Source organism: Streptomyces sp. NRRL F-5135 (genome assembly GCF_000719775.1).
Taxonomy (GTDB): Bacteria; Actinomycetota; Actinomycetes; order Streptomycetales; family Streptomycetaceae; genus Streptomyces; species Streptomyces hebeiensis.
On record NZ_JOHR01000003.1, the window covers coordinates 242,188 to 263,474 of the forward strand.

General features: G+C 72.9%; 19 protein-coding genes. 15 read left to right on the plus strand and 4 right to left on the minus strand.

The window, feature by feature from the left end; genetic code table 11:
- Positions 1 to 6 precede the first annotated feature (6 nt).
- The 7 genes from IG02_RS0106400 to IG02_RS0106430 all read left to right on the plus strand — a co-directional run bounded on the left by IG02_RS0106400 (position 7) and on the right by IG02_RS0106430 (position 5,464).
- Positions 7 to 486: a ribose-5-phosphate isomerase gene (locus IG02_RS0106400; protein WP_030742877.1), complete on the plus strand. Its 480-nt coding sequence runs from the start codon at positions 7 to 9 to the stop codon at positions 484 to 486.
- On the plus strand, positions 486 to 1,274 hold the full coding sequence (locus IG02_RS0106405) for a triose-phosphate isomerase family protein (protein WP_030742880.1): 789 nt from the start codon (positions 486 to 488) through the stop codon (positions 1,272 to 1,274). Before IG02_RS0106400 ends, IG02_RS0106405 begins: the two co-directional genes overlap by 1 nt.
- Positions 1,274 to 2,074, plus strand: a complete 801-nt coding sequence (locus IG02_RS0106410; RefSeq protein ID WP_030742882.1) for a sugar phosphate isomerase/epimerase family protein — start codon at positions 1,274 to 1,276, stop codon at positions 2,072 to 2,074. The genes IG02_RS0106405 and IG02_RS0106410 overlap by 1 nt, the downstream gene beginning before the upstream one ends.
- A complete protein-coding gene (locus tag IG02_RS0106415; protein ID WP_030742885.1) occupies positions 2,074 to 2,931 on the plus strand; it encodes a phosphogluconate dehydrogenase C-terminal domain-containing protein in 858 nt (285 codons plus the stop codon). Before IG02_RS0106410 ends, IG02_RS0106415 begins: the two co-directional genes overlap by 1 nt.
- Positions 2,932 to 3,196: 265 nt before the next feature.
- Positions 3,197 to 4,717, plus strand: coding sequence for an alpha-N-arabinofuranosidase (locus IG02_RS0106420; RefSeq protein WP_030742888.1), 1,521 nt, complete (start codon positions 3,197 to 3,199; stop codon positions 4,715 to 4,717).
- A 130-nt stretch (positions 4,718 to 4,847) separates the two neighbouring features.
- Positions 4,848 to 5,087, plus strand: a complete 240-nt coding sequence (locus IG02_RS0106425) for a hypothetical protein (protein WP_030742891.1) — start codon at positions 4,848 to 4,850, stop codon at positions 5,085 to 5,087.
- Complete coding sequence (locus IG02_RS0106430; RefSeq protein WP_030742893.1) at positions 5,087 to 5,464, plus strand: hypothetical protein; 378 nt, start codon at positions 5,087 to 5,089, stop codon at positions 5,462 to 5,464. Before IG02_RS0106425 ends, IG02_RS0106430 begins: the two co-directional genes overlap by 1 nt.
- Before the next feature lie 4 nt (positions 5,465 to 5,468).
- On the opposite strand, the gene IG02_RS0106435 is transcribed toward IG02_RS0106430, so the two are convergent.
- Positions 5,469 to 6,206 (minus strand): TetR/AcrR family transcriptional regulator, encoded by a 738-nt coding sequence (locus tag IG02_RS0106435; protein WP_078854265.1) that lies wholly within the window; start codon positions 6,204 to 6,206, stop codon positions 5,469 to 5,471.
- Positions 6,207 to 6,480: 274 nt separating this feature from the next.
- On the opposite strand from IG02_RS0106435, the gene IG02_RS0106440 reads away from it, so the two are divergent.
- The 8 genes from IG02_RS0106440 to IG02_RS0106475 all read left to right on the plus strand — a co-directional run bounded on the left by IG02_RS0106440 (position 6,481) and on the right by IG02_RS0106475 (position 16,117).
- A complete protein-coding gene (locus tag IG02_RS0106440; protein ID WP_030742898.1) occupies positions 6,481 to 7,683 on the plus strand; it encodes a cytochrome P450 in 1,203 nt (400 codons plus the stop codon).
- A 4-nt stretch (positions 7,684 to 7,687) separates the two neighbouring features.
- Entirely contained in the window at positions 7,688 to 7,903 is a 216-nt protein-coding gene (locus tag IG02_RS0106445; RefSeq protein WP_030742901.1) for a ferredoxin, read from the plus strand.
- A gap of 393 nt (positions 7,904 to 8,296) precedes the next feature.
- A complete protein-coding gene (locus tag IG02_RS0106450; protein WP_030742904.1) occupies positions 8,297 to 9,280 on the plus strand; it encodes an Lrp/AsnC family transcriptional regulator in 984 nt (327 codons plus the stop codon).
- Between the two features lie 187 nt (positions 9,281 to 9,467).
- Entirely contained in the window at positions 9,468 to 10,400 is a 933-nt protein-coding gene (locus tag IG02_RS0106455; protein WP_030742906.1) for a polysaccharide deacetylase family protein, read from the plus strand.
- Positions 10,397 to 11,710 carry an MFS transporter gene (locus IG02_RS0106460; RefSeq protein WP_030742908.1) on the plus strand — a complete coding sequence of 438 codons (1,314 nt, stop codon included), beginning with the start codon at positions 10,397 to 10,399 and terminating at the stop codon, positions 11,708 to 11,710. The genes IG02_RS0106455 and IG02_RS0106460 overlap by 4 nt, the downstream gene beginning before the upstream one ends.
- Positions 11,707 to 12,621: an SDR family NAD(P)-dependent oxidoreductase gene (locus tag IG02_RS0106465; protein ID WP_078854251.1), complete on the plus strand. Its 915-nt coding sequence runs from the start codon at positions 11,707 to 11,709 to the stop codon at positions 12,619 to 12,621. The genes IG02_RS0106460 and IG02_RS0106465 overlap by 4 nt, the downstream gene beginning before the upstream one ends.
- On the plus strand, positions 12,618 to 14,852 hold the full coding sequence (locus IG02_RS0106470) for a 2-dehydropantoate 2-reductase (RefSeq protein ID WP_030742914.1): 2,235 nt from the start codon (positions 12,618 to 12,620) through the stop codon (positions 14,850 to 14,852). Before IG02_RS0106465 ends, IG02_RS0106470 begins: the two co-directional genes overlap by 4 nt.
- 239 nt (positions 14,853 to 15,091) lie before the next feature.
- Positions 15,092 to 16,117, plus strand: coding sequence for a LacI family DNA-binding transcriptional regulator (locus tag IG02_RS0106475; RefSeq protein ID WP_030742916.1), 1,026 nt, complete (start codon positions 15,092 to 15,094; stop codon positions 16,115 to 16,117).
- A gap of 37 nt (positions 16,118 to 16,154) precedes the next feature.
- On the opposite strand, the gene IG02_RS0106480 is transcribed toward IG02_RS0106475, so the two are convergent.
- The 3 genes from IG02_RS0106480 to IG02_RS0106490 form a co-directional block, all read right to left on the minus strand.
- Positions 16,155 to 16,862 carry a GH12 family glycosyl hydrolase domain-containing protein gene (locus IG02_RS0106480; RefSeq protein WP_030742918.1) on the minus strand — a complete coding sequence of 236 codons (708 nt, stop codon included), beginning with the start codon at positions 16,860 to 16,862 and terminating at the stop codon, positions 16,155 to 16,157.
- 146 nt (positions 16,863 to 17,008) lie between these two features.
- Complete coding sequence (locus tag IG02_RS0106485) at positions 17,009 to 19,012, minus strand: beta-galactosidase (RefSeq protein WP_030742920.1); 2,004 nt, start codon at positions 19,010 to 19,012, stop codon at positions 17,009 to 17,011.
- Entirely contained in the window at positions 19,012 to 21,246 is a 2,235-nt protein-coding gene (locus tag IG02_RS0106490) for a sialidase family protein (protein WP_030742923.1), read from the minus strand. The genes IG02_RS0106485 and IG02_RS0106490 overlap by 1 nt, the downstream gene beginning before the upstream one ends.
- Positions 21,247 to 21,287: the final 41 nt, after the last annotated feature.

The window sequence follows — 21,287 nt, forward strand, 5'->3', positions numbered from 1 at the left end:
ACCCCCATGAGCGACAACAAGCTGCGCATCGTCGTCGGCTCGGATGACGCCGGTTACGACTACAAGGAAGTACTGAAGAGGGACCTCGAGAACAGCGACCTGGTCGCGGCCGTCACCGACGTCGGGGTGGACGCCGACGGCCACACGGCCTACCCGACCATCGCCATCGCGGCGGCCGAGATGGTCGCGCGCGGCGAGGCCGACCGGGCGCTCCTGGTGTGCGGCACCGGCCTCGGCGTGGCCATCGCCGCCAACAAGGTCAGGGGCATCAGGGCGGTCACCGCCCACGACTCCTTCTCCGTCGAGCGCGCGATCCTCTCCAACAACGCCCAGGTGCTCACCTTCGGCCAGCGCGTCGTCGGCCTGGAGCTGGCCCGCCGGCTCGCCGCCGAATGGCTCTCCTACCGTTTCGACGAGACCTCCGCCTCCGCGGCCAAGGTCCAGCTGATGAACGACTACGAGACCGAGCAGGAAGACGCCGCCTGATGTCCGCACCCACCCTGCTCGGGGTGAGTCTCAAGATGTACTTCGGACATCACGAGACCCTCAACTGGGCCCGTCGCGTCGGCGACCTCGCCGCCCGGCACCCCGCCGTCACGGGCGGCCTGACCGAGGTGTTCGTCCTGCCGGCCTTCCCCGGCCTCGTCCCCGTGCACAGCGTCCTCGCCGGCACCGGTGTGACCGTCGGCGCGCAGGACCTGGCCACCGAGGACCGCGGCCCCTACACCGGCGAGGTCTCGGGGCCGTATCTGAAGGAGATCGGCTGCTCCTACGCCGAGGTCGGCCACGCCGAGCGGCGCCGCCTCTTCGGCGAGGGGGACACCGTGGTCGCGGCCAAGACGGCCGCGGCGCTGCGCAGCGGACTGACCCCCGTGCTCTGCGTCGGTGAACCCGACCGGGCCGAGCCCGCCGAGGCCGCCGAGCGCACCGCCACCGAACTGGCCCGGATCCTCGACACCGCCGCGCGGCACGGCGCGGACGCCGGGCGCGTGGTCGTCGCCTACGAACCGCAGTGGGCCATCGGAGCCCCCGAACCCGCCTCCGCCGAACACATCACCACCGTGTGCGCCGCGCTCACCGACTGGCTGGCCGCGCGCCCCCGTTACGCGGAGAGCCGGGTCATCTACGGCGGCAGCGCGGGCCCCGGCCTGCTCGGTAGGCTCGGCGACGGCGTGGACGGTCTCTTCCTGGGCCGCTTCGCCCATGACCCGGCCGCCGTGGGGCTGATCCTGGACGAGATCAGTGCCCGGGGCGCCGTGAAGGCGGGCGCGTGATGGCGTACGGACTGAGCACCTACTGCTACTTCTGGCGGATCTCCGCGCGGGCCCCGCGGCCGCTGACCGTCGAGGAGATGCTCCGCGACGCCCGGGAACTGGGGGCGGAGGTCTTCCAGATCTGCGACTACGCGCCCATCGAGACCCACGACGACACCCGGCTCGCGGCCATCCGGGCCACCGCCGAGGACCTGGGCATCGCGCTGGAACTGGGCACCCGGGGCATCCGCCCCGGCCATCTCTCCACGTACCTCGGACTGGCGGAGAAGCTGGGCGCCCGCTTCGTCCGTTCGATGCTGAACACCGCCGGGCACCGGCCGGGCACCGCCGAGGCGACCGGCCTCCTGCGCGAGAGCGTCCCCCGGTACGCGGAGCGCGGGGTCACCCTCGGCCTGGAGACCTACGAACAGGTCTCCACCGACGACCTCCTGGCGGTCGTCCGGGCCGTCGACGACCCGCACCTGGGCGTCGTCCTGGACCCGGGCAACTGCGTCGCCCGCCTGGAGCACCCGAGGGCCGTCGTCGAGGCCACGGCACCGTACGTGGTGAACATCCACGTCAAGGACTTCGCCTTCAGCCGGCGGGACGGCTGGGTCGGTTTCACCTATGCCGGCTGCCCGCTCGGCGAAGGACTGCTCGACTACGCCCACATGGTGCACACCGTGCGGCCCGAGCAGCGCGGGATCAACCAGATCGCCGAGCACTGGCTTCCCTGGCAGGACGAGGGTTTCGAGACGACCGCCCGGATCGAGGACCAGTGGACCCGGCACAGCATCAACACACTTCTGAGGAGCAAGTAATGGCCACCGAGAACAAGACCGTCGCCGTCATCGGCGCCGCAGGCAAGATGGGCCAGCGCGTCTCCAACAATCTCGTCAAGAGCGACTTCACGGTCCTGTTCGCCGAGAACTCGGCCAAGGGCCAGGAGCTCATCACCGGTCTCGGCCGGCAGCTGACGGACTCCGCCGAGGCCGCGGCCCGCGCCGACGTGGTGATCCTGGCCGTGCCGGACGTCGTCCTCGGCACGGTCTCCGAGCAGCTCGTCCCGCTGATGAAGCCGGGCGCGGTGCTGCTCACCCTCGACCCGGCCGCCGCCTACGCGGGCCTGCTCGCCCGCCGCGACGACGTGCACAACGCCTGCGCCCACCCCTGTCACCCCTCCGTCTTCCTGGAGCGCACCACCAAGGAGGAGTACGCGGACACCTTCGGCGGGATCGCCGCGCCCCAGGAGGTCGTCGCGGCCTTCGAAGGGGCGGACCCGGCGGCCCAGGAGCTGACCGAGTCCGTGGTCCGCACGATGTACGCGCCGGTCGTGGACGTGCACTGGGTGACGGTCAAGCAGCTCGCCGTCCTGGAGCCGACGCTGGTGGAGACCATCGCCTGCATGGTGGGCGCGCTGCTCACCGAGGCGCTGCACGAGACGGTCCACACGGTGGGTGTGCCGGAGGCGGCGGCCCGCGCCATGCTCCTCGGCCACACCCAGGTCGCCCTCGCCAACACGCTCAAGGGCGACAACCCCTTCTCGGACGCGTGCCTGATCGCCATGGACTACGGCCGCGAGTCGATCGTCAAGGACGACTGGAAGAAGGTCTTCGACGACGAGGAGCTCGACAAGGTCATCACGCGCATGCTGCGGATCAAGGAGATCAGGCGCTGACCGCATCGCGCCGCATCGCGCGACACCGCGCCGGGGCCGCGCCCCGCGCCCGCCGGCCTTCGGCGAGCGGCGCCACGACCACCGCCGGGGCGGTGGGGGGACGAGCCCCTCACCGCCCCGGCGGTTTCCGCCCGGCCGCGGCGGGCGCGAGGCCGCGCAGGTGGGCTTGACCGTGGACGACGCCCGGGATGAAATGCGGTGGGCCGGCGGAGAAAACGCTTTCTCCCTGCCGTGGCGCCGATGAACCGACCCCGAGAAGGGCCTCATGAACCAGTCCGCGAAGCTCGTCCTCGACCCCGCCTTCACCGTGGGCACCGTCGATCCCCGCCTCTTCGGCTCCTTCGTCGAACACCTCGGCCGCTGCGTCTACACCGGCATCTTCGAACCGGACCACCCCCGCGCGGACGAGTCGGGCCTGCGGACGGACGTTCTGGCCCTGGTCCGGGAACTCGGCGTCACCACGATCCGCTACCCCGGCGGCAACTTCGTCTCCGGCTACCGGTGGGAGGACGGCACCGGCCCGGTCGAGGAGCGCCCCCGCCGGCTGGACCTCGCCTGGCGGTCCACCGAGACCAACCGGTTCGGGCTCGGGGAGTACATCGCGTTCCTGCGCGAGGTGGGCCCCCAGGCCGAGCCCATGATGGCGGTGAACCTCGGCACCCGCGGCGTCGCCGAGGCCCTCGAACTCCAGGAGTACGCCAACCACCCGGGGGGCACCGCCCTGTCCGACCGGCGGATCGCCCACGGCGACAAGGACCCGTACGGCATCAAGCTGTGGTGCCTGGGCAACGAGATGGACGGACCCTGGCAGACCGGTCACAAGACCGCGGAGGAGTACGGCCGGCTCGCCGCCGAGACCGCGCGCGCCATGCGGCAGTTCGACCCGGGCGTCGAACTCGTCGCCTGCGGCAGTTCCAACCAGGGCATGCCCACGTTCGCGGCGTGGGAGGCCAAGGTCCTGGAGGAGACCTACGACCTCGTCGACTACATCTCCCTGCACTCGTACTACGAGGAGCGCGACGGCGACCGTGACTCCTTCCTGGCCTCCGCCGTCGACATGGAGTCCTTCATCGAGAACGTCGTGGCCACCTGCGACCACATCGGCGCGCGGCTGAAGTCCAAGAAGAAGATCAACCTGTCGTTCGACGAGTGGAACGTCTGGTACATGAACCGGCCCAACCCGCATCCGGTCACGGACTGGCAGGAGGCCCCGCGGCTGCTGGAGGACGTCTACTCCGTCACAGACGCGGTCGTCTTCGGGTCGCTGCTCATCGCCCTCCTGCGCCACGCCGACCGGGTCACCGTCGCCTGCCTCGCGCAGTTGGTCAATGTGATCGCCCCCATCATGACCGAGCCCGGCGGCCCCGCCTGGCGGCAGACGACGTTCTACCCGTTCGCCCAGGCCTCCGCGTACGGCCGGGGCCGGGTGCTGCGGACCGCGGTCGAGTCCCCGGCGCACGAGACGGCGGCGTACGGCGAGGTACCGCTCCTGCACACCACCGCCGTCCAGGACGAGACCACGGGCGCGGTCACGGTCTTCGCCGTCAACCGCCACCAGCGCGAGGGGCTGCCCCTGGAGATCGACCTGCGCGCGGCCGGCGTCACCGCCCTCGTGGAGCACTCCGTGCTGGCCGACGCCGACCCGGAAGCCCGCAACACCCTGGCCGAACCGGAGCGGGTCGTCCCGCACCCGGCCCGGGGCACGGCCCTGGAAGGCGGTGTCCTGCGCGCCACCCTGGAGCCGCTGTCCTGGAACGTGATCCGGCTGGGAACGTCGTCCGGCTGAGAGCGCGGGGACCGGGCACGCGCCCCGGCCACCGTGATCCCGGTGTCCGGGGGCGAAACCGGACACCGGGTACCGAACGGTCCCCAAGGCCCGCTTTTCCTTTCCGGTACCTGTTAGGTACCGTGGATGCATGCCATCACTCAACATCAGCTTCACCGAGGACGAGCTGGACGCGGTCCGCGCGGCGGCGGCCGCCGAGGGCAAGTCGCTCAAGCAGTACGTCCACGACCTGCCGCTGCGGGAGCAGCAGCGGCTGCAGTTCGTCCGCTACGCCGTGGGCTGGGGCGAGCGGCACAGGGGCGAGTTCGACGAGGCGTTCGCCAACGAGGTGCCACCCGCCCGGGCGGACGGGCGGGTGGAAGCCGCCTGATGGCAGACCTGTTCATCGACGTGGCCTGGCTCCTGGACGTCCAGGAACAGGCCGTGCCGGAAGACGTCTCGGTGGCCGACTACTCGGCACTGGTCGCTGCCGTCGCCCGGCACAGGACCCGGATCCCGCGCCCGGCCACCAGCGACCCGGACGTGGCCTGGCGGGCGGCGGCCCTCCTGCACACCCTCGTACGGCTGGAACCCCTGCCGTACCGCAACAGCCTGTACGCCTGCCAGGTGGCCGCCGCGTACATGCACGCCTCGGGGGAGGGCATCGACCCGCCCTACGGCGCGCTGGTCGAACTCGTGCGGTCCGTCCAGGGCGGCAAGGTCTCCGTCTACCAGGTGGCCGAGCACCTGCGCGGCTGGCGCATCTGACCACTCAGCCGTCCTGCGGCTGGGGCACCGCCTCGGGACGTGCCCGCGGCGTCCGGGGGGCCCGCGGCGCGTCACCGTCCGCCTGGTGCGCGCCGCGTGCCCGCCGGTCCTCCGGCCCGCCGCGAGGCAGCTCCCCGACGGGCCGCTCCCCGCGTGCCCGGTCGGGCGCCGGGCGGCGGTCCACCCGTTCCAACAGCGTTCCCACGGCCTCCAGGACCAGGGAACTCACCTCGGCCGGGTCCGCCGTGGACAGTGGCTCCTTGGGCGCCACCACCCGCAGCAGCCCGATGCCCACCACCCAGGCAAGCACCAGATCGGCGCGCAGCGCCGCGTTCGGTGCGTCGGTCAGTGTGATCAGAGCCCGTGCGTACTCCTCGCCGAGCTCGCGGCGCACGGACGACACCGCCCCGGTGTCCCCGCTCGACCGGAGGAACGCCTCCAGGGACGCGTCACGCTCGGCCGCGGGCGCGAGCAGGCCCTCCAGGACCGCCGCCAGGATCCCCCCGGCGGGCGTACCGGCCAGCAACTCCCGGCCCACCCCGGCCATCACCTGCTCGAACAGCCCCTCCTTGGAGCCGAAGTAGCGGAAGACCAGGGCCTGGTTCACCTCGGCGCGGCGCGCGATGTCCCGGACCGTCGTGCCCTCGAAACCGCGCTCGGCGAACAGCGCCGCCGCGGCGTCGAGCAGTGCCTGCCTGGTCGCGGCGGCGTCGCGCCGCGCTCCCGCCCCCCGCTGGGCCATGCCGTACCTCCCGTACACCGGACTGCGGACACCGTAGTACCGCGCCGGGCCCAACGCGTCCGGGCGATCGCTCCGCAGGGGCTGTTCAGCGACTCCGCCGAACGGCCCAGGAGCGGGCGGACGGGGCCCCGTTGACGCGGGAGTAGGGCCCTCCTACGTTTGTAATCGTGCGCTTACATGGTGGCTGCACGCGTTTGTGCGGCGTGCGGTGGCCATGGCGCGTGCACGTACGTCCCTGTCCAGTGCCCACACGACTCGCGATCGGGGCCCATCGATGACCGAGGTACAGCACGCACCCGCCGAACCCGTCAGCTATCCGTTCAACACCTCCGAGGGGATCGGCCTGTCGGACGCGTACGAACGGGCCCGTGAGCAGCCCGGACTGCTCAGGGTCCAGCTCCCCTACGGCGAGCCGGCCTGGCTGGCCACCCGCTACGCCGACGCCCGTTTCGTGCTGGGCGACCGCCGCTTCAGCCGGGCCGCGGAGCGGGACCACGACGACCCGCCCCGGCCGATGCCCGCGAAGCGCACCGGCGGGATCCTCTCCATGGACCCGCCCGACCACACGCGGCTGCGCACGCTCGTGACCAAGGCGTTCACGGTGCACCGCATGGAGAAGATGCGGCCCGACATCGCCCGGCTCGCCGACGACCTCGTCGACGGACTGATCGAGACCGGCCCGCCGGCCGACCTGGTCGAGGACTACGCGCTGCCGATCCCGGTCGCCGTGATCTGTCAGATGCTCGGTGTCCCGGTGGCGGACCGGCCGCTGTTCCGGGAGTGGAGCGACGCCGCGCTGTCCACCAGCCGGCTGACCGCCGAGGAGTTCCTGGCCAAACGGCAGGAGCTGACCGACTACATGGCGGGACTGGTGGCCCAGCACCGCGCGAAGCCCGCCGACGACCTGATGTCCGCCCTCATCGAGGCGCGCGACGTCGGTGACCGGCTCTCCGAGACCGAGCTGATCGACATGTGCGTCGGCCTGCTGGTGGCCGGTCACGAGACCACGGCGAGCCAGATCCCCAACTTCGTCCACGTCCTGCTGGACCACCCGGACCAGATGCGGCTGCTCGGCGAACGGCCCGAGCTGATCGCGGGCGCGGTGGAGGAGCTGATGCGGTTCGTACCGCTCGGCGCCGGAGCCGCCTTCCCCCGGTACGCCACGGAGGACATCGAGGTCGGCGGCACGCTCGTCAGGGCGGGGGAGCCGGTGCTGGTCGCGACCGGCGCGGCCAACCGGGACGCGATCCGCTTCAGCGCGCCGGGCGTCCTGGACGTCGAGCGCCGGCAGGTCCAGCACCTCGGTTTCGGCCACGGTGTGCACCACTGTCTCGGCGCGCCCCTGGCCCGGGTCGAGCTCCAGGAGGCGCTGCGCGCGCTGCTCACCCGGCTGCCGGGGCTGCGTCTGGCCGGCGACGTCGTCTGGAAGGACCAGATGCTCGTCCGGGGCCCGCGCACCATGCCGGTGGGGTGGTGAGCCGATGAGCTGGCGGCTGGCCGTGGACGCACAGCGCTGCATGGGGTCGGGGATCTGCGCGGGCGTGGCACCCGACCACTTCGTGCTCGACGACGACACCTCCCGCCCGGTCGCCGGCAGCACCGCCCCCGACGAGCTGGTGCTCGACGCCGCCGACTCCTGCCCGGCGATGGCGATCGCGGTCTTCGACGGGGCCCGGGAGATCGGCCCGCGCCCCTGACACGGGGTCCGACGGGGCCGTTGGCCCCGTGACGGTCACGGGGCCAACGGCCCGGCCCCTTGCCCGTCGCCTCGGGTGTCCGGGGATGTCGCGCTCCCGGCGTGCGGTGTGTCCCTCTTCGCGCACACGCGGCGTACGGCAGGCGCCGCACGTGGCGCACGGCGCCTGTCCGGGCCGGTGCGCGACGGAAAAATTCGGCGGGCGGGTGGTGTGATCCGGCGCGAACCGGCACCCCGCCCGTCCACCCCGTCGATCTGCGGATTTTCCTCGCCCGTAACACTCGCGCGGCCGGAGAGCGCGTCCCGGGCCCGGGCGGACGCAGGATTCCTTCGTTGACGGGTGCCGGAGTGGTGATTAGCGTCCCGCCCCATGACCACCCGCGCTCGCGCCGACATGATCGATGAGCTGGACCGCCGCGTCATCGCCGCGCTCCAGCTCAACGGCCGTGCCCCGTGGAGCGCGGTCGCCCGCTGGGCGGGCGCCAGCGAGACCACCGCGCAGCGCCGCTACCAGGCGCTGCGCGAGCGCCGGCTGCTGCATGTCGTCGCCGCGCTGGAGCTGGACCGCACCACGGCCGGCTCCTCCATGCTGGTACGCGTCCAGGCCCTGCCGGGCAAGGGCCTGGAGCTGGCGGAAGTGCTCGCGGACTGCCGCGAGGTGCGGTTCCTGGCCGTGGTCACCGGCACCGCCGACCTGATCGTCGACTTCGTCGCCCAGGACAACGAGCAGCTGATGCGGCTGCTGTTCACCGACCTGCCCGGCGCCCACCTCATCGCGGGCACCGAATGCGTGGCCGTCATCCGTACCTTCACCTCCGCGGCACTGTGGGACACCGGTCTGCTGCCGGCCGAGGCCGCCGCCGATCTGCGCCCCGCCGCGCTGGCCACACCGTGCGACCGGGAGGACTGGGACCAGGCGCCACAAGCGCTCTCCGACCTCGAACACGCCGTCGCCGACGCACTCGCCCCGGACGGCCGGCTCCCCGTGAGCACCCTCGCGCGCCGGCTGGGCCGCAGCGAGTCCAGCGTCGCGCGCGCCCTCGACCGGCTGGTCGGCCGGGGCGTCCTGCACTTCCGCACCCTCGTGGAGCCGGCGCTGCTGGGCTACGACGCCGAGTTCATGGTGTGGCTGTCCATCGAGCCGGACCGGCTCGACGCGGCGGGCAGGCAGCTCGCCCGCCATCCGGGCACCAAGTTCCTGGCGGCGGCCACCGGCCGGTTCAACCTGGTCGGCCATGTGGTCCTGCCCCGCCGCACCGATCTCTTCCGTTACACGGGCGAGGTCGTCGGTGCCCTGCCCGGGCTGAACGCCTCCGACGTCACCCTGCACCTGTCCACCGTCAAGTACGGCTGGACCCGGATGGACCAGTTCGGCTGACCGTCCGGCACTCGGCCCGCCCTTCTCACCCCTGCCCGCACCACCTCCTCGCCCGCCTGCCGCACGTCCTCCTCGGAGCACCGGGCGGCCGCCCACGCCGTACCCGACCGCCCGCGCCCGGCCCCGCCCATGCCGTGCGGCACGGCACACTCGAACCTCCCAGGGAGCACCCATGTCCCGAACCGGCATGTCCCGCACCGACCCGAACCCGTCCGCCGAGAGCTGGCGCTGGCCCGAGAGCGAGTGGCGCCGCCACGTCGACGCGGTCCGCGCCGGGCGGCGGCTGCTGCCCGACCGGTGGCCCGGCGGGGCCCGGGTCGCGGTCGCGCTGTCCTTCGACCCCGACCACGAGACCATCCCCCTGCGCGACGGTGAGACCAGCCCGGGCCGGCTCGCGCAGGGCGAGTACGGAGCCAGGGCCGGCGCCCCCCGGATCCTGGAACTCCTCGCCCGGCACGGCGTGCCCGCGACCTTCTTCATGCCGGCCGTCTCCGCGCTCCTGCACCCCGAGGAGGCCCGCGCCTACACCCGCGACGGCCATGAACTCGCCGTCCACGGCTGGATCCACGAACGCAACACCCTGCTCGGCCGCCGGGACGAGAAGGAACTGGTGAGCCGCGCGCTGCGGACACTCACCGACCTCACGGGCCGACGCCCGGTCGGCATCCGCACGCCCTCCTGGGACTTCTCCGACTCCACCCTGCACACCATCCTCGAACTCGGCTTCGCCTACGACTCCTCGCTCATGGCCGACGACGAGCCGTACGAGATCCTCGCCGAGGGGCGGCCCACCGGACTGGTCGAGATCCCCGTCGACTGGATCCGCGACGACGCGCCGTACTTCACCATGGACCGCTACGGCTCGGTCCGCCCGCACAGCCGCCCGCGCGACGTGCTGGAGATCTGGACCGACGAGTTCGACGCCGCCTACCGCGAGGGCGGGGTCTTCCAGCTCACCCTGCACCCGCATGTCATCGGGCACCGCTCGCGCATGGCCGTGCTGCGCGAACTGCTGGACCACATCGCCGCCCACCCGGGCGTCTGGTACGCCACCCACGCCGAACTGGCCGAGGCCGCCCGCACCGCGCTTCGCCCCGAATCCCCGGAGCACACGCCATGAGCACCGAGCCCGCCGAGGCCGCCGCCGCGGCCCCGGTCACGTCCCACCGGATGCCCCCCGCCCAGCGCAAGGCCATCGTGGCCGGCACCATCGGCAACACCGTCGAATGGGTCGACTGGGCCCTGTACTCGATCTTCGTCAAGATCATCGCCGATGAGTTCTTCCCGGCCGGGGACGGAGCCGTCGCCCTGCTGTCCACCCTGGCCGTCTTCGCCGTCGGCTTCGTCATGCGGCCCGTCGGCGCCGCCGTGCTCGGTGTCTACGCCGACCGGCACGGCCGCAAGAAGGGCATGACACTGACCGTCGGCCTGATGGCGGGCGCGGCCTTCGTCATCGCGCTCACCCCCGGCTACGACAGCATCGGTGTGCTCTCCCCCCTCGTGCTGCTGGTGGCCCGGCTGGTGCAGGGCTTCTCCGCCGGCGGCGAGTTCGGCTCCTCCTCGGCCTTCCTGGTGGAGTCGGCCGCCCGCGGCCGGCGCGCCTTCGCCGGGTCCTGGCAACAGGTGTCGGTGGCGGGCGGCGTGCTGATCGCCTCGTTGCTGGGCACCGTCGCCACCTCCCTGCTCAGCGACGCCGCCCTGCACTCCTGGGGCTGGCGGGCCGCCTTCGTCCTCGGCGGGCTCCTCGGCCTGGTCGGCCTGTGGCTGCGGGTCTCGGTGGAGGACACCGCCTCCTTCACCGAGGCGCGGGGCACGGGCCGTACCCGGGCCAACCCGCTCAAGGCGATGTTCGTGGAGCACCCGGGCGCCGCGCTGCGCGTCGCGGGCATCACCATCGCGGGCACACTGACGTACTACATCTGGGTCAACTACCTGCCCACGTACGCCAACCTCACCACCGGTATCCCCCTGAAGACCGCGCTGCTCTCGCAGACGCTCTGCCTGATCGTCTTCGTCGTGTCGCTGCCGTTCGCCGGGCTGCTGTCCGACCGGCTCGGACGCAAACCGACGATGGCGGCGTTCGCCGGCGGATTCGTGGTGTTCTCCTGGCCGCTGCTGCGGCTGCTGGACAACAGCTTCCTGAGCGTGTTCCTCGTGCAGCTGGCCGGCATGCTGCTGGTGCTCGGCTACTCCGCCAACTGTGCGGTGATCATGGCCGAGCAGTTCCCGCCCGAGGTCCGCGCCACCGGGATCGCGCTGCCGTACGCGCTGGCCGTCGCCCTCTTCGGCGGCACCGCGCCGTACCTGACCACCTGGCTGCACGAGAACGGGCACAGCGACCTGCTGTGGGTGTACGTCAGTGCCGCGTCGCTGATCTCCTTCCTCGTGTACGTGACCATGCCCGAGACCAAGGACAAGGAGTTCCGGTGACGGAGAACGAGTTCCGCGAGCTCCGGGCGCCCGGCGGGACGACGCCACCGCGGCACGTCCTGATCACGGGAGCCGCCCGGGGCATCGGCCGGGCCGTCGCCGAGGAGTTCGCCGCCGACGGCTACGCGCTCACCCTCGCCGACCAGGACCGGGACGAACTGGAGCGGACCGCGGACCGGCTCGCGGCCACCACCCCGGCCGTGGCGGTCACCGTGGACCTGACGGACCCCGACGCCCCCGCGCGGCTGGTCGAACGCGCCTGGCAGGCGACCGGCGCCGTCGGTGCCGCCGGTGGTGTCTGTGGTGTTGACGTGTTGGTCAACGCGGCGGGCGTGTACCCGTCGCTGGACATGGACGAGGTGCGGGCCGAGGCATGGGACCGCCTCTTCGCCGTCAACGTGCGCGCACCCGTGCTGGCCACCGCCGCTTTCGCCCGGCTGGCCGCCGAGCACGGCACGGGCGGGGCGGTCGTCAACATCTCCTCCGGCTCCGCACTGCGAGCCCGGCCCGGCGGCGGCCCCTACGCCTCCTCCAAGGCCGCGCTCGAGATGGCCACCCGCGCCGCCGCGCTGGAACTGGGTGCCCGGGGCATCCGGGTCAACGCCGTCAGCCCCGGCTTCGTCCCGGTCGCCAGCGACCGCAATCCGGTCTCCGCGCGGTACGCCGCGGCGATCGGGGCCAACCCCCTCGGCCGGCCCGGCACCCCGCGGGACATCGCCCGCGCCGTCCGCTGGATCGCGGGCCCCGACGCCTCCTGGATCACCGGCGAGATCCTGCGGGTGGACGGGGGATCGAGCACCGGGGCGCTCCACCTGCCCCGGATCTGGCCGCCGGACGACCACGACGAGACGGGCGGCACCGCCGCCACCGCCCACCCACCGGCCGAGGCCGGGGAAGGACACCACGGATGAGTTCCGCTACGCGCCAGAGCACCCGCGACGCCTACACGGTGGTGGGGGCGGGAGCCATCGGCGGCACCCTCGCCCACAGCCTGGCCAGGGCCGGACACCCGGTCCGTGTCATCGACACCGACACCGCGCACGTGGCCGCCGTCCAGGCGCACGGGCTGACGCTCGACCGGGGCGGGGAACGCAGCAGCGTCGCCGTCGAGGCGGCCACCCCCGACGCGTTCGACGGCCCCCTCCACCGGGTGCTGCTCGCGGTCAAGGCCCAGGCCACAAACGCCGCGCTGGACTGGATCGAGCCCCGGCTCGCCCCGGACGGCTGGGTCGTCTCCCTGCAGAACGGTTTCAACGAGGACCTGATAGCCCGGCGGATCGGCGCGGAGCGCACCGTCGCGGCCTTCGTCAACATCTTCGCCGATGTGATCGAACCCGGGGTGATCCGCGACGGCGGGGCCGGCGCGCTGGTCATCGGCGAACCCGGCGGCGCCCCGGTCTCCGCCCGGGTACGCGGCCTCGTCGCCGACCTCACCAGCTGGGGCCCGGCCGAGGCCGGCGACAACGTCGAGGGCTATCTCTGGGCCAAGGCGGGCTTCGGCGCCATGCTGGCCGCGACGGCGCTGGCCGACGCGCCGATGGCCGAACTGATCGACCGCCACGCACCCGCCATGCACGCGCTCGCCGCCGAGGTCTTCCAGGTGGCCGACGCGCTCGGCGTCACACTGGAGGCGTTCGACGCCTTCGAGCCCGAGGCGTTCCGGCGCGGCTCCGACCCGGCCCTGCGGCGCGCGGCCACCGGCCGGCTGACCGCGTGGCTGCGCACCCAGCCCAAGGACCGCAGCGGCATCTGGCGCGACCTCGCCGTACGCCGTCGGCCGGTCGAGGTGACCACGCACTACGCGGACGTCTTCGAGCAGGCCGAGCGGCACGGCATGGCGACACCGGTGCTGCGCGCCGTCATCGCGGGCCTGCGCGAACTGGAACGGGACCCCGGCCTGATGGCCGAGTCACGGCTGGACGCGCTGGACCGGCTGGCCACCGCGGCCACGCCCGTCGCCGCGTCCGGACCCGCGCTCGCGGGCCCCGACGCGAGGGCGGCCGAGAAGATCCGGGCCCACCTCGCCGCCCACCAGGACGAGATGGTCGCCGATCTCGCCGCGTACACCTCCCGGGAGAGCGCGAGCGACGACCCGGAGGCGCTGGCGGAGTGCCTGGCCTGGCTGCGCCACTGGCTCGACACGGCCCTCGGCACCGAATACACCGAAGAGGTGCGCCGGAGCCCGGGCGCGGCCGACGTCGTGATCCGCCGCTACCCCGGTACGGGCGAGCGGCCGGTGCTGCTGCTCGCCCACTACGACACGGTGTGGCCCACCGGCACCCTGGCGACCTGGCCCTTCCACCGCGAGGGCGACCGGATCACCGGTCCCGGCGTGTTCGACATGAAGGCGGGGCTGGTGCAGGCGGTGTGGGCGCTGCGCGCCCTGGAGGCGGCCGGGCTGCCCCGTCCGGCGTGCACGCTGCTGCTCAACGGCGACGAGGAGACCGGCAGCCTCCACTCCAGCGAAACCATCGTCGCGGAGGCGCGCGCGAGCCGTGCCGCGCTGGTCTTCGAAGCCGCCGCCGACGGGGCCCTCAAGACGGCGCGCAAGGGTGTCGGGCTGTTCACCCTCACCGTCACCGGGCGGGAGGCGCACGCCGGCCTCGACCCCACGGCCGGCGCCAGCGCGGTGGAGGAACTCGCCCACCAGATCCTGCGGCTGGGCGCGCTGCGCGACAGCGCGGCGGGCACCTCCCTGAACGTCGGTGTGATCGGGGGCGGCACCCGCTCCAATGTCACGGCGGGCCGGGCGGTCGCCCACCTGGACGTACGCGTCGCCACCGCCGCCGAGCAGGAGCGGATCGGCGCGGCGCTGGCCGCCCTGCGGCCGGTCGACCCCCGTACGTCCCTCGAGGTCACCGGTGGCTGGAACCGGCCCGTGTTCGAACGGACCGAAGGCGTCGCGCGATTGGCCGGCCTGGCGCGCGACTGCGCTGCCCTGCTGGGCGAGGACCTCCGCGAGGCGGCGGTGGGCGGCGCGAGCGACGGCAACTTCGTCGTCGCCGCGGGGATTCCGGTCCTGGACGGCCTCGGCGCCCTGGGCGCCGGCGCCCACGCCCGCTCCGAACACACCACGGCCACCGGCCTGGTCGACCGTGCCGCGCTCGCGGCCGTGATCCTCACGGCGCTGGCCGGCTCCTGACGGCGCCGCCCGGGCCGGCCCGCCCACCCGCGACGAGCCGGCCCGGCACACCGAGCGCGTACCGTTGCCCCCGGACACAGCACCGTCGGGCAACGTCCGTACCCGGCTGTGTATATGACTGGTTTTCAGGCCGTAGTCGAAGCGCTTCGACCCTTCTATGGACAGGTCATAGGGGTGCGACCTAATGTCGTAGACAATCGCGTCGAAGCGCTTCACCCCGGTCTGCCTTGGAGAGCTGAATGGTCACCCTCGCCGATGTCGCTCAGCACGCCGGAGTCTCCGCCAGCACCGTGAGCTATGTCCTCAGCGGCAAGCGGTCCATCTCCGCCTCCACCCGCGCCCGGGTCGAGCGCAGCATCGAGCAGCTCGGCTACCACCCCAACGCCGGTGCCCGCGCGCTGGCCAGCAACCGGTCGAACATCATCGCCCTCATGGTGCCGCTGCGCACCGACATGTACGTGCCGGTGATGATGGAGATCGCCATCGCCGTCGCCACCACCGCCCGCACCTACGGCTACGACGTCCTGCTGCTCACCGGCGAGGAGGGCGCGGACGCCGTCCGGCGCATCGAGGGCAGCGCCCTGGCGGACGCGATGATCCTGATGGACGTGGAGCTGCACGACGACCGGCTGCCGCCGCTGCGTGCCGCGCGGCGGCCGGGGGTGCTGATCGGCCTGCCCGCCGAAACCGACGGCCTCAGCTGCGTCGACCTCGACTTCGCCGCGGCCGGCGCCCTGTGCGCCGAGCACCTGGCCGGGCTCGGACACCGGGAGATCGCCGTGATCGGTGAGGCCCCGGGCGTCTACGAACGGCTCACCGGCTTCGCCGAACGCACCCTGAGCGGACTGCGGGAACGCTGTGGCGAACTCGGCCTGCGGCTGCTCCACCGCCCGTGCGAGGGCAGTTACGCCTCGGTCTCCGCCACCGTGGGACGGATCTTCGACGAACGGCCCGGCACCACCGCCTTCGTCGTCCAGAACGAGGCCGCCACCGACCCGCTGCTGGCCCTGCTGCGCCAGCAGCGCCGGGCGGTGCCCGAAGACGTCTCGGTCGTCGCCATCTGCCCGGACCAGGTGGCCGTACAGGCGTCGGTGCCGCTGACCTCGGTCGCCCTGCCGGCCCAGGAGATGGGCCGGCACGCGGTCGAGCAGGTCGTCGCGAAACTCGCCGGACGGGGCGGCGACGAGGTCGTCCTGCTGAAGCCGGAGCTGACCGTACGGGAGAGCGCGGGCCCCCGGGCCGTGGCCGGAGACCCGCTCCCGTGACAGCCGGTCCATGAGGTCTTGACGTCTTGACGGTCTGTCAGCTTCCGTTCACCGAGAAGCTGTTGGTGCGGAAGTCCAGGCCGCCGGCGGACGAGGTGATCTCGTAGCCGAACTGGACGTCACCGATGGTCACGTTTCCCCACCAGCCCTTGGTGTCCTTGATCCACTTCAGGATGGGCAGGATGTCGACCGTACCGGCGGTGGAGTCCGAGGTGCGCAGGAACGAGAAGACCTCGTTGTTGCCGTTGTTCCCCTTGTACACGTTCCAGGTGTGACCGCCGAGGGTCGCCGTGCCCTGAGAGCTGCCCAGCGGGCCGACGGCTCCGTTGTAGTTCACCCAGAGCATGACCTCGTACTTGTAGTCCTTGTCCCAGATGTCGTACGACGAGTTGTACGCGCCCGCCGCCGGTACCGTGACGTTGTAGCCGCTCCTGAGCGAGGAGAGGGAGTTGATCGCCTTCCCGATCACCTTCTTCGCGTTGGGGTAGGACTTGATGCCGCCGGTGTTCGGGTGGTTGGCCCACACGCCCCAGTCCGAGGAGGAGTTGGCCCAGATCGTCTGGGCACCGGCGCCGGAGCCCCAGATGTTGTTGTACAGGATGTAGCCGTCGGAGGTGGTGTAGTTGCCCCACTGCTCCGAGGAGGACCAGACGGCCGCCTGGGCGGGGGCGGCGGCGAACCCGACCAGTGCGGCGAACGCGGCGGCGGGGGCGAGCAGGCTCGTGTTCAGGATGCGATGCGCCATGGTGTCCTTCCATGGGTGGGGGTGGTGCCACGGCCTCGGGAGAGACCGGGCCCGCCGGCCGGGGCCACACGGACCGTGGGGGAGCCGGCGGAGATCGGAGGCGGGCCGTGCGGCGGCCCCGTGCCGGTGGTTCACGAGCGCGCGGCTCACCCGCCGCCCGCGCGGGGCGCCGCCGGATCGGACGGCAGTTCGCGCAGCACCGCCACGCCGTACCGCTCCAGCTCCACCGCCCCGTCCACCGTCCGGCCGCCCAGCAACTCCCGGTGGCGGCCCGCCACCGGGGCGGTGACCGCCGTCGGGGCGTGGTTGAGCAGGAACAGGAGCTCCCCGCGGCGTACCGCCTCCACGCCCGCCGGCAGCCCGGCCAGCACCGGCCGTACCCCGGCGCCGTCCGCCGCCTCGGCCAGCAGCGCCCGTAGCGCGGCCGGCTCGGGCAGGGTCGAGACGTACCACGCGCGCCCGTTGCGTACGACCGCGGGCAGCCCGGCGAGTTCGCCGTCGCGGTAGCGGGCGACGGGCTCGCCGGTCGAGAGCTCCAGCTCCTCGGACCACAGGCCGGCCAGGAAGCCGTCGCACCGTACCTGCTCCCCGGCGGCCCGCGGCCACCATTCGTGGACGGTTCCGATGCCGAACAACTCCCGCAGGCGCGCGTCCATGCCGCCCGGCCGCACCCGGTCGTCCTCGTCCGCCACCCCGGTCAGGAAACCGCAGACGAGGGTGGACCCGTCGCGTACGTACCGCACCAGGTTCTCGATCGCCCGGTCACCCAGGAGATACAGGTGTGGTACGAGGATCAGCCGGTAACCGCTCAGGTCGTGATCGGGCCGGGCGAAGTCGACGGGGATGTTCGACTCCCACAGCGCGCGGTGCCAGGCGCGTACGAGCTCGGTGTACTCCACCAGTTCCGACGGCCTGCCGTCCTGCTGGTCCGCCCACCAGGAGTCCCAGTCGTGCAGGACGACGACCTCGGCCGTGAGCGCGGTCCCCGCCACGTGGGGTCCCAGCGCGGCCAGCTCGGCGCCGATCCGCTTGACCTCCTGGAAGGCGCGCCCCCGCTCGCCCGCGTGGGAGAGCATCCCCGAGTGGAACTTCTCCGCGCCCTGCCGGGACTGGCGCCACTGGAAGTAGCAGATCACGTCCGCCCCGTGGGCCACGGACTGCAGCGACAGCAGCCGGTTCAGACCGCGGGGCTTGGGGTGGTTGACGCCCCGCCAGTTCACCGCGCCCGCGGCCTGCTCCATCAGGGCCCACGGCCCGCGCGCCTGGGAGCGGGTCATGTCCCCGAGCATCGCGTTGTACTGCCCGCGGTACGGGTCCTTCGGGTCCGGGTAGACGTCGACCGAGACGACGTCCTCCCGCTCGGCCCACTTCCAGGCGTCCTGCCCGGACCACAGCGGCATGAAGTTCGTCGTGACCGGGACCCGGGGGCTGTGCCGGGCGACGATGTCGCGTTCGGCCTCGTAACACTCCAGCAGAGCGTCGGACGTGAAGCGCTTGAAGTCCAGCACCTGCCCCGGGTTCTTCGTGTACTGGGCCCGGCGCGGGGGGATGATCTCCTCCCAGGAGTCGTAGCGCTGGCTCCAGAACGAGGTGCCCCAGGACTCGTTGAGCGCGTCGAGTGTGCCGTGCCGCGCGCGCAGCCAGCGCCGGAAGTGCCGGGCCGTCTCGTCGCACCAGCAGTGCGTGCAGTACTCGTTGTTGATGTGCCACATGGCCAGGGCCGGATGGCCGCCGTAGCGTCCGGCGAGGTCTTCGGCGAGGGCGGCGGCGTACCGGCGGTAGACCGGGGAGCTGGGGCAGAAGTGCTGCCGCGAGCCCCACCACACCGTCCTGCCGTCCTCGTCGCGTGGCAGCGTCTCGGGATGGAGGGATCCCATCCAGGGCGGCGGGGACGCCGTCGGCGTGGCCAGCACGACCCCGATGCCGGATCCGTGCAGCAGGTCCATCAGCCGGTCCAGCCAGCCGAAGTCCCGCACCCCGGGCCGGGGTTCGATCCTGGCCCAGGAGAAGACCCCGACGGTGACGGAGGTGACACCGGCCTCCTTCATCAGCCGCGCGTCCTCCGGCCAGATCTCCTCCGGCCACTGCTCGGGGTTGTAGTCACCGCCGAACAGCACGCGGCCACGGGTGGCGTCGGAGAGGGAGGGCATCAGGCGGGGTCTCCGTACTGGATGCCACGGCCGTTGGTGCCGAGGTACACCCGGCCGTGGACGCGGGGATCGCCGGTGATGGTCTCGCCGGTCCACCCCCACTGGTGGGTGTCGTCGTTGACGCGGATCCAGCTGGCGCCCGTGTCGTCGGAGCGGTACACACCGACGAAGTTCTCCGTCGCGCCGGTCTGGAAGATCGCCGGGTAGGCGGCGCCCGGCGCGGCCTTGCCGAAGCCCAGCGCGTAACTGCCCCAGCAACTGGTCACCTTGGTGAAGGACGCACCGCCGTCGGTGGACCGGTACAGGCCGTTCCACTTCGCCGAGAGCCACAGGTCGCCCGACCGGCCGGGGGCCGCGGCGATACGGAACTGGACGTCCCCCGACGGCAGTCCGCTCGCGCCGCGCGTGAACGTGGCACCCGAGTCCGTGGAGCGGTACACCGCGCCCGCGTCCGTGTCGTACACGTAGAAACGGGTGCGGTCCACCGGGTCCGCGACCGGCACCGCGCCCCTGGGGAACGTGGTCACCTCGGCCCAGGACGCCCCGTTGTCGGTGGAGCGGAAGCCGGGGTGTTTCGTGCCGTCCCAGTGGACGAACGACCAGAGCAGGGTGGTGCCGTCGGCGCTCACCGCGATCGGTCCGGGGGCCGTGGACGCGATGGCGGGCTGCGCGGCGAAGGGCCGCCAGCTCCTGCCGCCGTCCGTGGAGTATGCCCCGTTGCCCTGGTCCCCCCAGCCGGCCCGGACGACGTACGCGGGCTTCAGCGGCGCCAGCGCCAGACCCGTGGCCGTGCCGAAGACCGGATTCGTGGCCATGCCGCGCGAGGGTGAGGCCGTCAGTGTGTCGTGGTACATCACACCGACATCACCGAGCCCGCTCAGCAGCGCCGCGCCCCCGGCGGGCGGTGCGACGAGCTGGCGTACGGCCGATTCCTCCAGGCCCCTGACCCACGGTGCCCAGCGCACCAGGTCGCGCGTCGCGTAGAGCGTGGCGCCCGTGCCGTACACGAGGTGCCGCGAATCGAACGGGTCGATCGCGACCGCCTGGATCCACCAGCCGAACTTCGGCGCGGAGCCGCCCCAGGTGAGGTAGGGCGTCTCGCGGACGTCGAGGACCGCGGTCTCCTTCAGGGACGTCCAGGTCCTGCCGCCGTCGGTGGAGCGGTACAGCGTGTCGACCGGTCCCCAGCGGTTGTTGGTGGAGACCACGACCGTGCCGGGGACCCGGGCGTCGACCGCCACGCCGCCGTAGCCGAAGGCGTCGCCGCCCGACGGCTTGAGGGGGGTCACCTCGGTCCACGCCCCGGTGGCGGTGTCCAGCCGGAACACGGCCCCGTCGGTCTGGTTGTTGGGGCCGGGAGTGTTGGCGTAGGTGACGTACAGACCGCGCGCGCCCGCGTCGTACGCCGCCCGGACCGGCACCCGGGTGGCCGCGGTGGCCGGCCGGCCCGGCACGGCCTGCCAGGTCACCCCGTCGCTCGTGCGGTACAGGGCGCCGCCACCGTCGCCCCACCCCGCGTACACGGTCCGCTCGGCGGCCACCAGGAAGGTGATGCCCTGGCCGCTCCCGCTCGGCGCGGCGGGGAAGGACGCGGCGGCCCAGGTGGCGCCCCGGTCGGCGGAGCGGAGCAGCCCGTCGTGCCGGGTCCCCAGGTACAGCACGTCGCTGTCGCGGGGGTCCACGAGCAGGCGTTCGCCCGTGCCCCGCCCGTCCTCGTTGCCGCCGAGCTTCACCGTCAGGTCCGTCCGGCTGAACGTGGCGCCCCGGTCCGTGGACCGTAGCACCGCGCCGTTGCCCGCCCAGGACTGGGTGTACGCGCCGAGCGCGAGGTACACCCGGTCCGGGTTCGCCGGGTCCACGGCGATGGCCTCGACCCCGAGCAGGTGGTAGTCGTCCCAGCCGATGTGATCGGTCAGCGGCGTCCAGCGCTGGGCAGCCTCGTCCCAGCGGTAGGCGCCGCCGATGTCGGTACGGGCGTAGGCGAGCCCCTTGACCTTCGAGTGGAAGAGCACTCCGGTGACGAAGCCGGTACCGCCGATGGCGGCGGTGCGCCAGGTGTACGCCTGTGCCGCGGCCCCGCGCCCGGTGGCGGGCCGGGCCCCGGCCGAGATACCGGCGCCGGCGGGCGAGCCGGTCGCGGCGGCGGCCGGGCCGGTCAGGGCGAGGGCGGCCGCCGCCCCCGAGGCCGTGGCGAGCAGCGTACGTCTGCTGTGGTTCCGGTCGTCGTCTGCCATGACGTCACCTTCCGTCGGTGGGGGTGCGAGCGGGTGACACG

Coding starts and splice junctions, on each gene's coding strand:
- IG02_RS0106460 (WP_030742908.1), top strand. CDS start 10,397: ATGAGCACCGAGCCCGCCGAGGCCGCCGCCGCGGCCCCGGTCACGTCC.
- IG02_RS0106420 (WP_030742888.1), top strand. CDS start 3,197: ATGAACCAGTCCGCGAAGCTCGTCCTCGACCCCGCCTTCACCGTGGGC.
- IG02_RS0106440 (WP_030742898.1), top strand. CDS start 6,481: ATGACCGAGGTACAGCACGCACCCGCCGAACCCGTCAGCTATCCGTTC.
- IG02_RS0106435 (WP_078854265.1), bottom strand. CDS start 6,206: ATGGCCCAGCGGGGGGCGGGAGCGCGGCGCGACGCCGCCGCGACCAGG.
- IG02_RS0106480 (WP_030742918.1), bottom strand. CDS start 16,862: ATGGCGCATCGCATCCTGAACACGAGCCTGCTCGCCCCCGCCGCCGCG.
- IG02_RS0106475 (WP_030742916.1), top strand. CDS start 15,092: ATGGTCACCCTCGCCGATGTCGCTCAGCACGCCGGAGTCTCCGCCAGC.
- IG02_RS0106455 (WP_030742906.1), top strand. CDS start 9,468: ATGTCCCGCACCGACCCGAACCCGTCCGCCGAGAGCTGGCGCTGGCCC.
- IG02_RS0106445 (WP_030742901.1), top strand. CDS start 7,688: ATGAGCTGGCGGCTGGCCGTGGACGCACAGCGCTGCATGGGGTCGGGG.
- IG02_RS0106430 (WP_030742893.1), top strand. CDS start 5,087: ATGGCAGACCTGTTCATCGACGTGGCCTGGCTCCTGGACGTCCAGGAA.
- IG02_RS0106405 (WP_030742880.1), top strand. CDS start 486: ATGTCCGCACCCACCCTGCTCGGGGTGAGTCTCAAGATGTACTTCGGA.
- IG02_RS0106450 (WP_030742904.1), top strand. CDS start 8,297: ATGATCGATGAGCTGGACCGCCGCGTCATCGCCGCGCTCCAGCTCAAC.
- IG02_RS0106485 (WP_030742920.1), bottom strand. CDS start 19,012: ATGCCCTCCCTCTCCGACGCCACCCGTGGCCGCGTGCTGTTCGGCGGT.
- IG02_RS0106490 (WP_030742923.1), bottom strand. CDS start 21,246: ATGGCAGACGACGACCGGAACCACAGCAGACGTACGCTGCTCGCCACG.
- IG02_RS0106415 (WP_030742885.1), top strand. CDS start 2,074: ATGGCCACCGAGAACAAGACCGTCGCCGTCATCGGCGCCGCAGGCAAG.
- IG02_RS0106410 (WP_030742882.1), top strand. CDS start 1,274: ATGGCGTACGGACTGAGCACCTACTGCTACTTCTGGCGGATCTCCGCG.
- IG02_RS0106425 (WP_030742891.1), top strand. CDS start 4,848: ATGCCATCACTCAACATCAGCTTCACCGAGGACGAGCTGGACGCGGTC.
- IG02_RS0106400 (WP_030742877.1), top strand. CDS start 7: ATGAGCGACAACAAGCTGCGCATCGTCGTCGGCTCGGATGACGCCGGT.
- IG02_RS0106470 (WP_030742914.1), top strand. CDS start 12,618: ATGAGTTCCGCTACGCGCCAGAGCACCCGCGACGCCTACACGGTGGTG.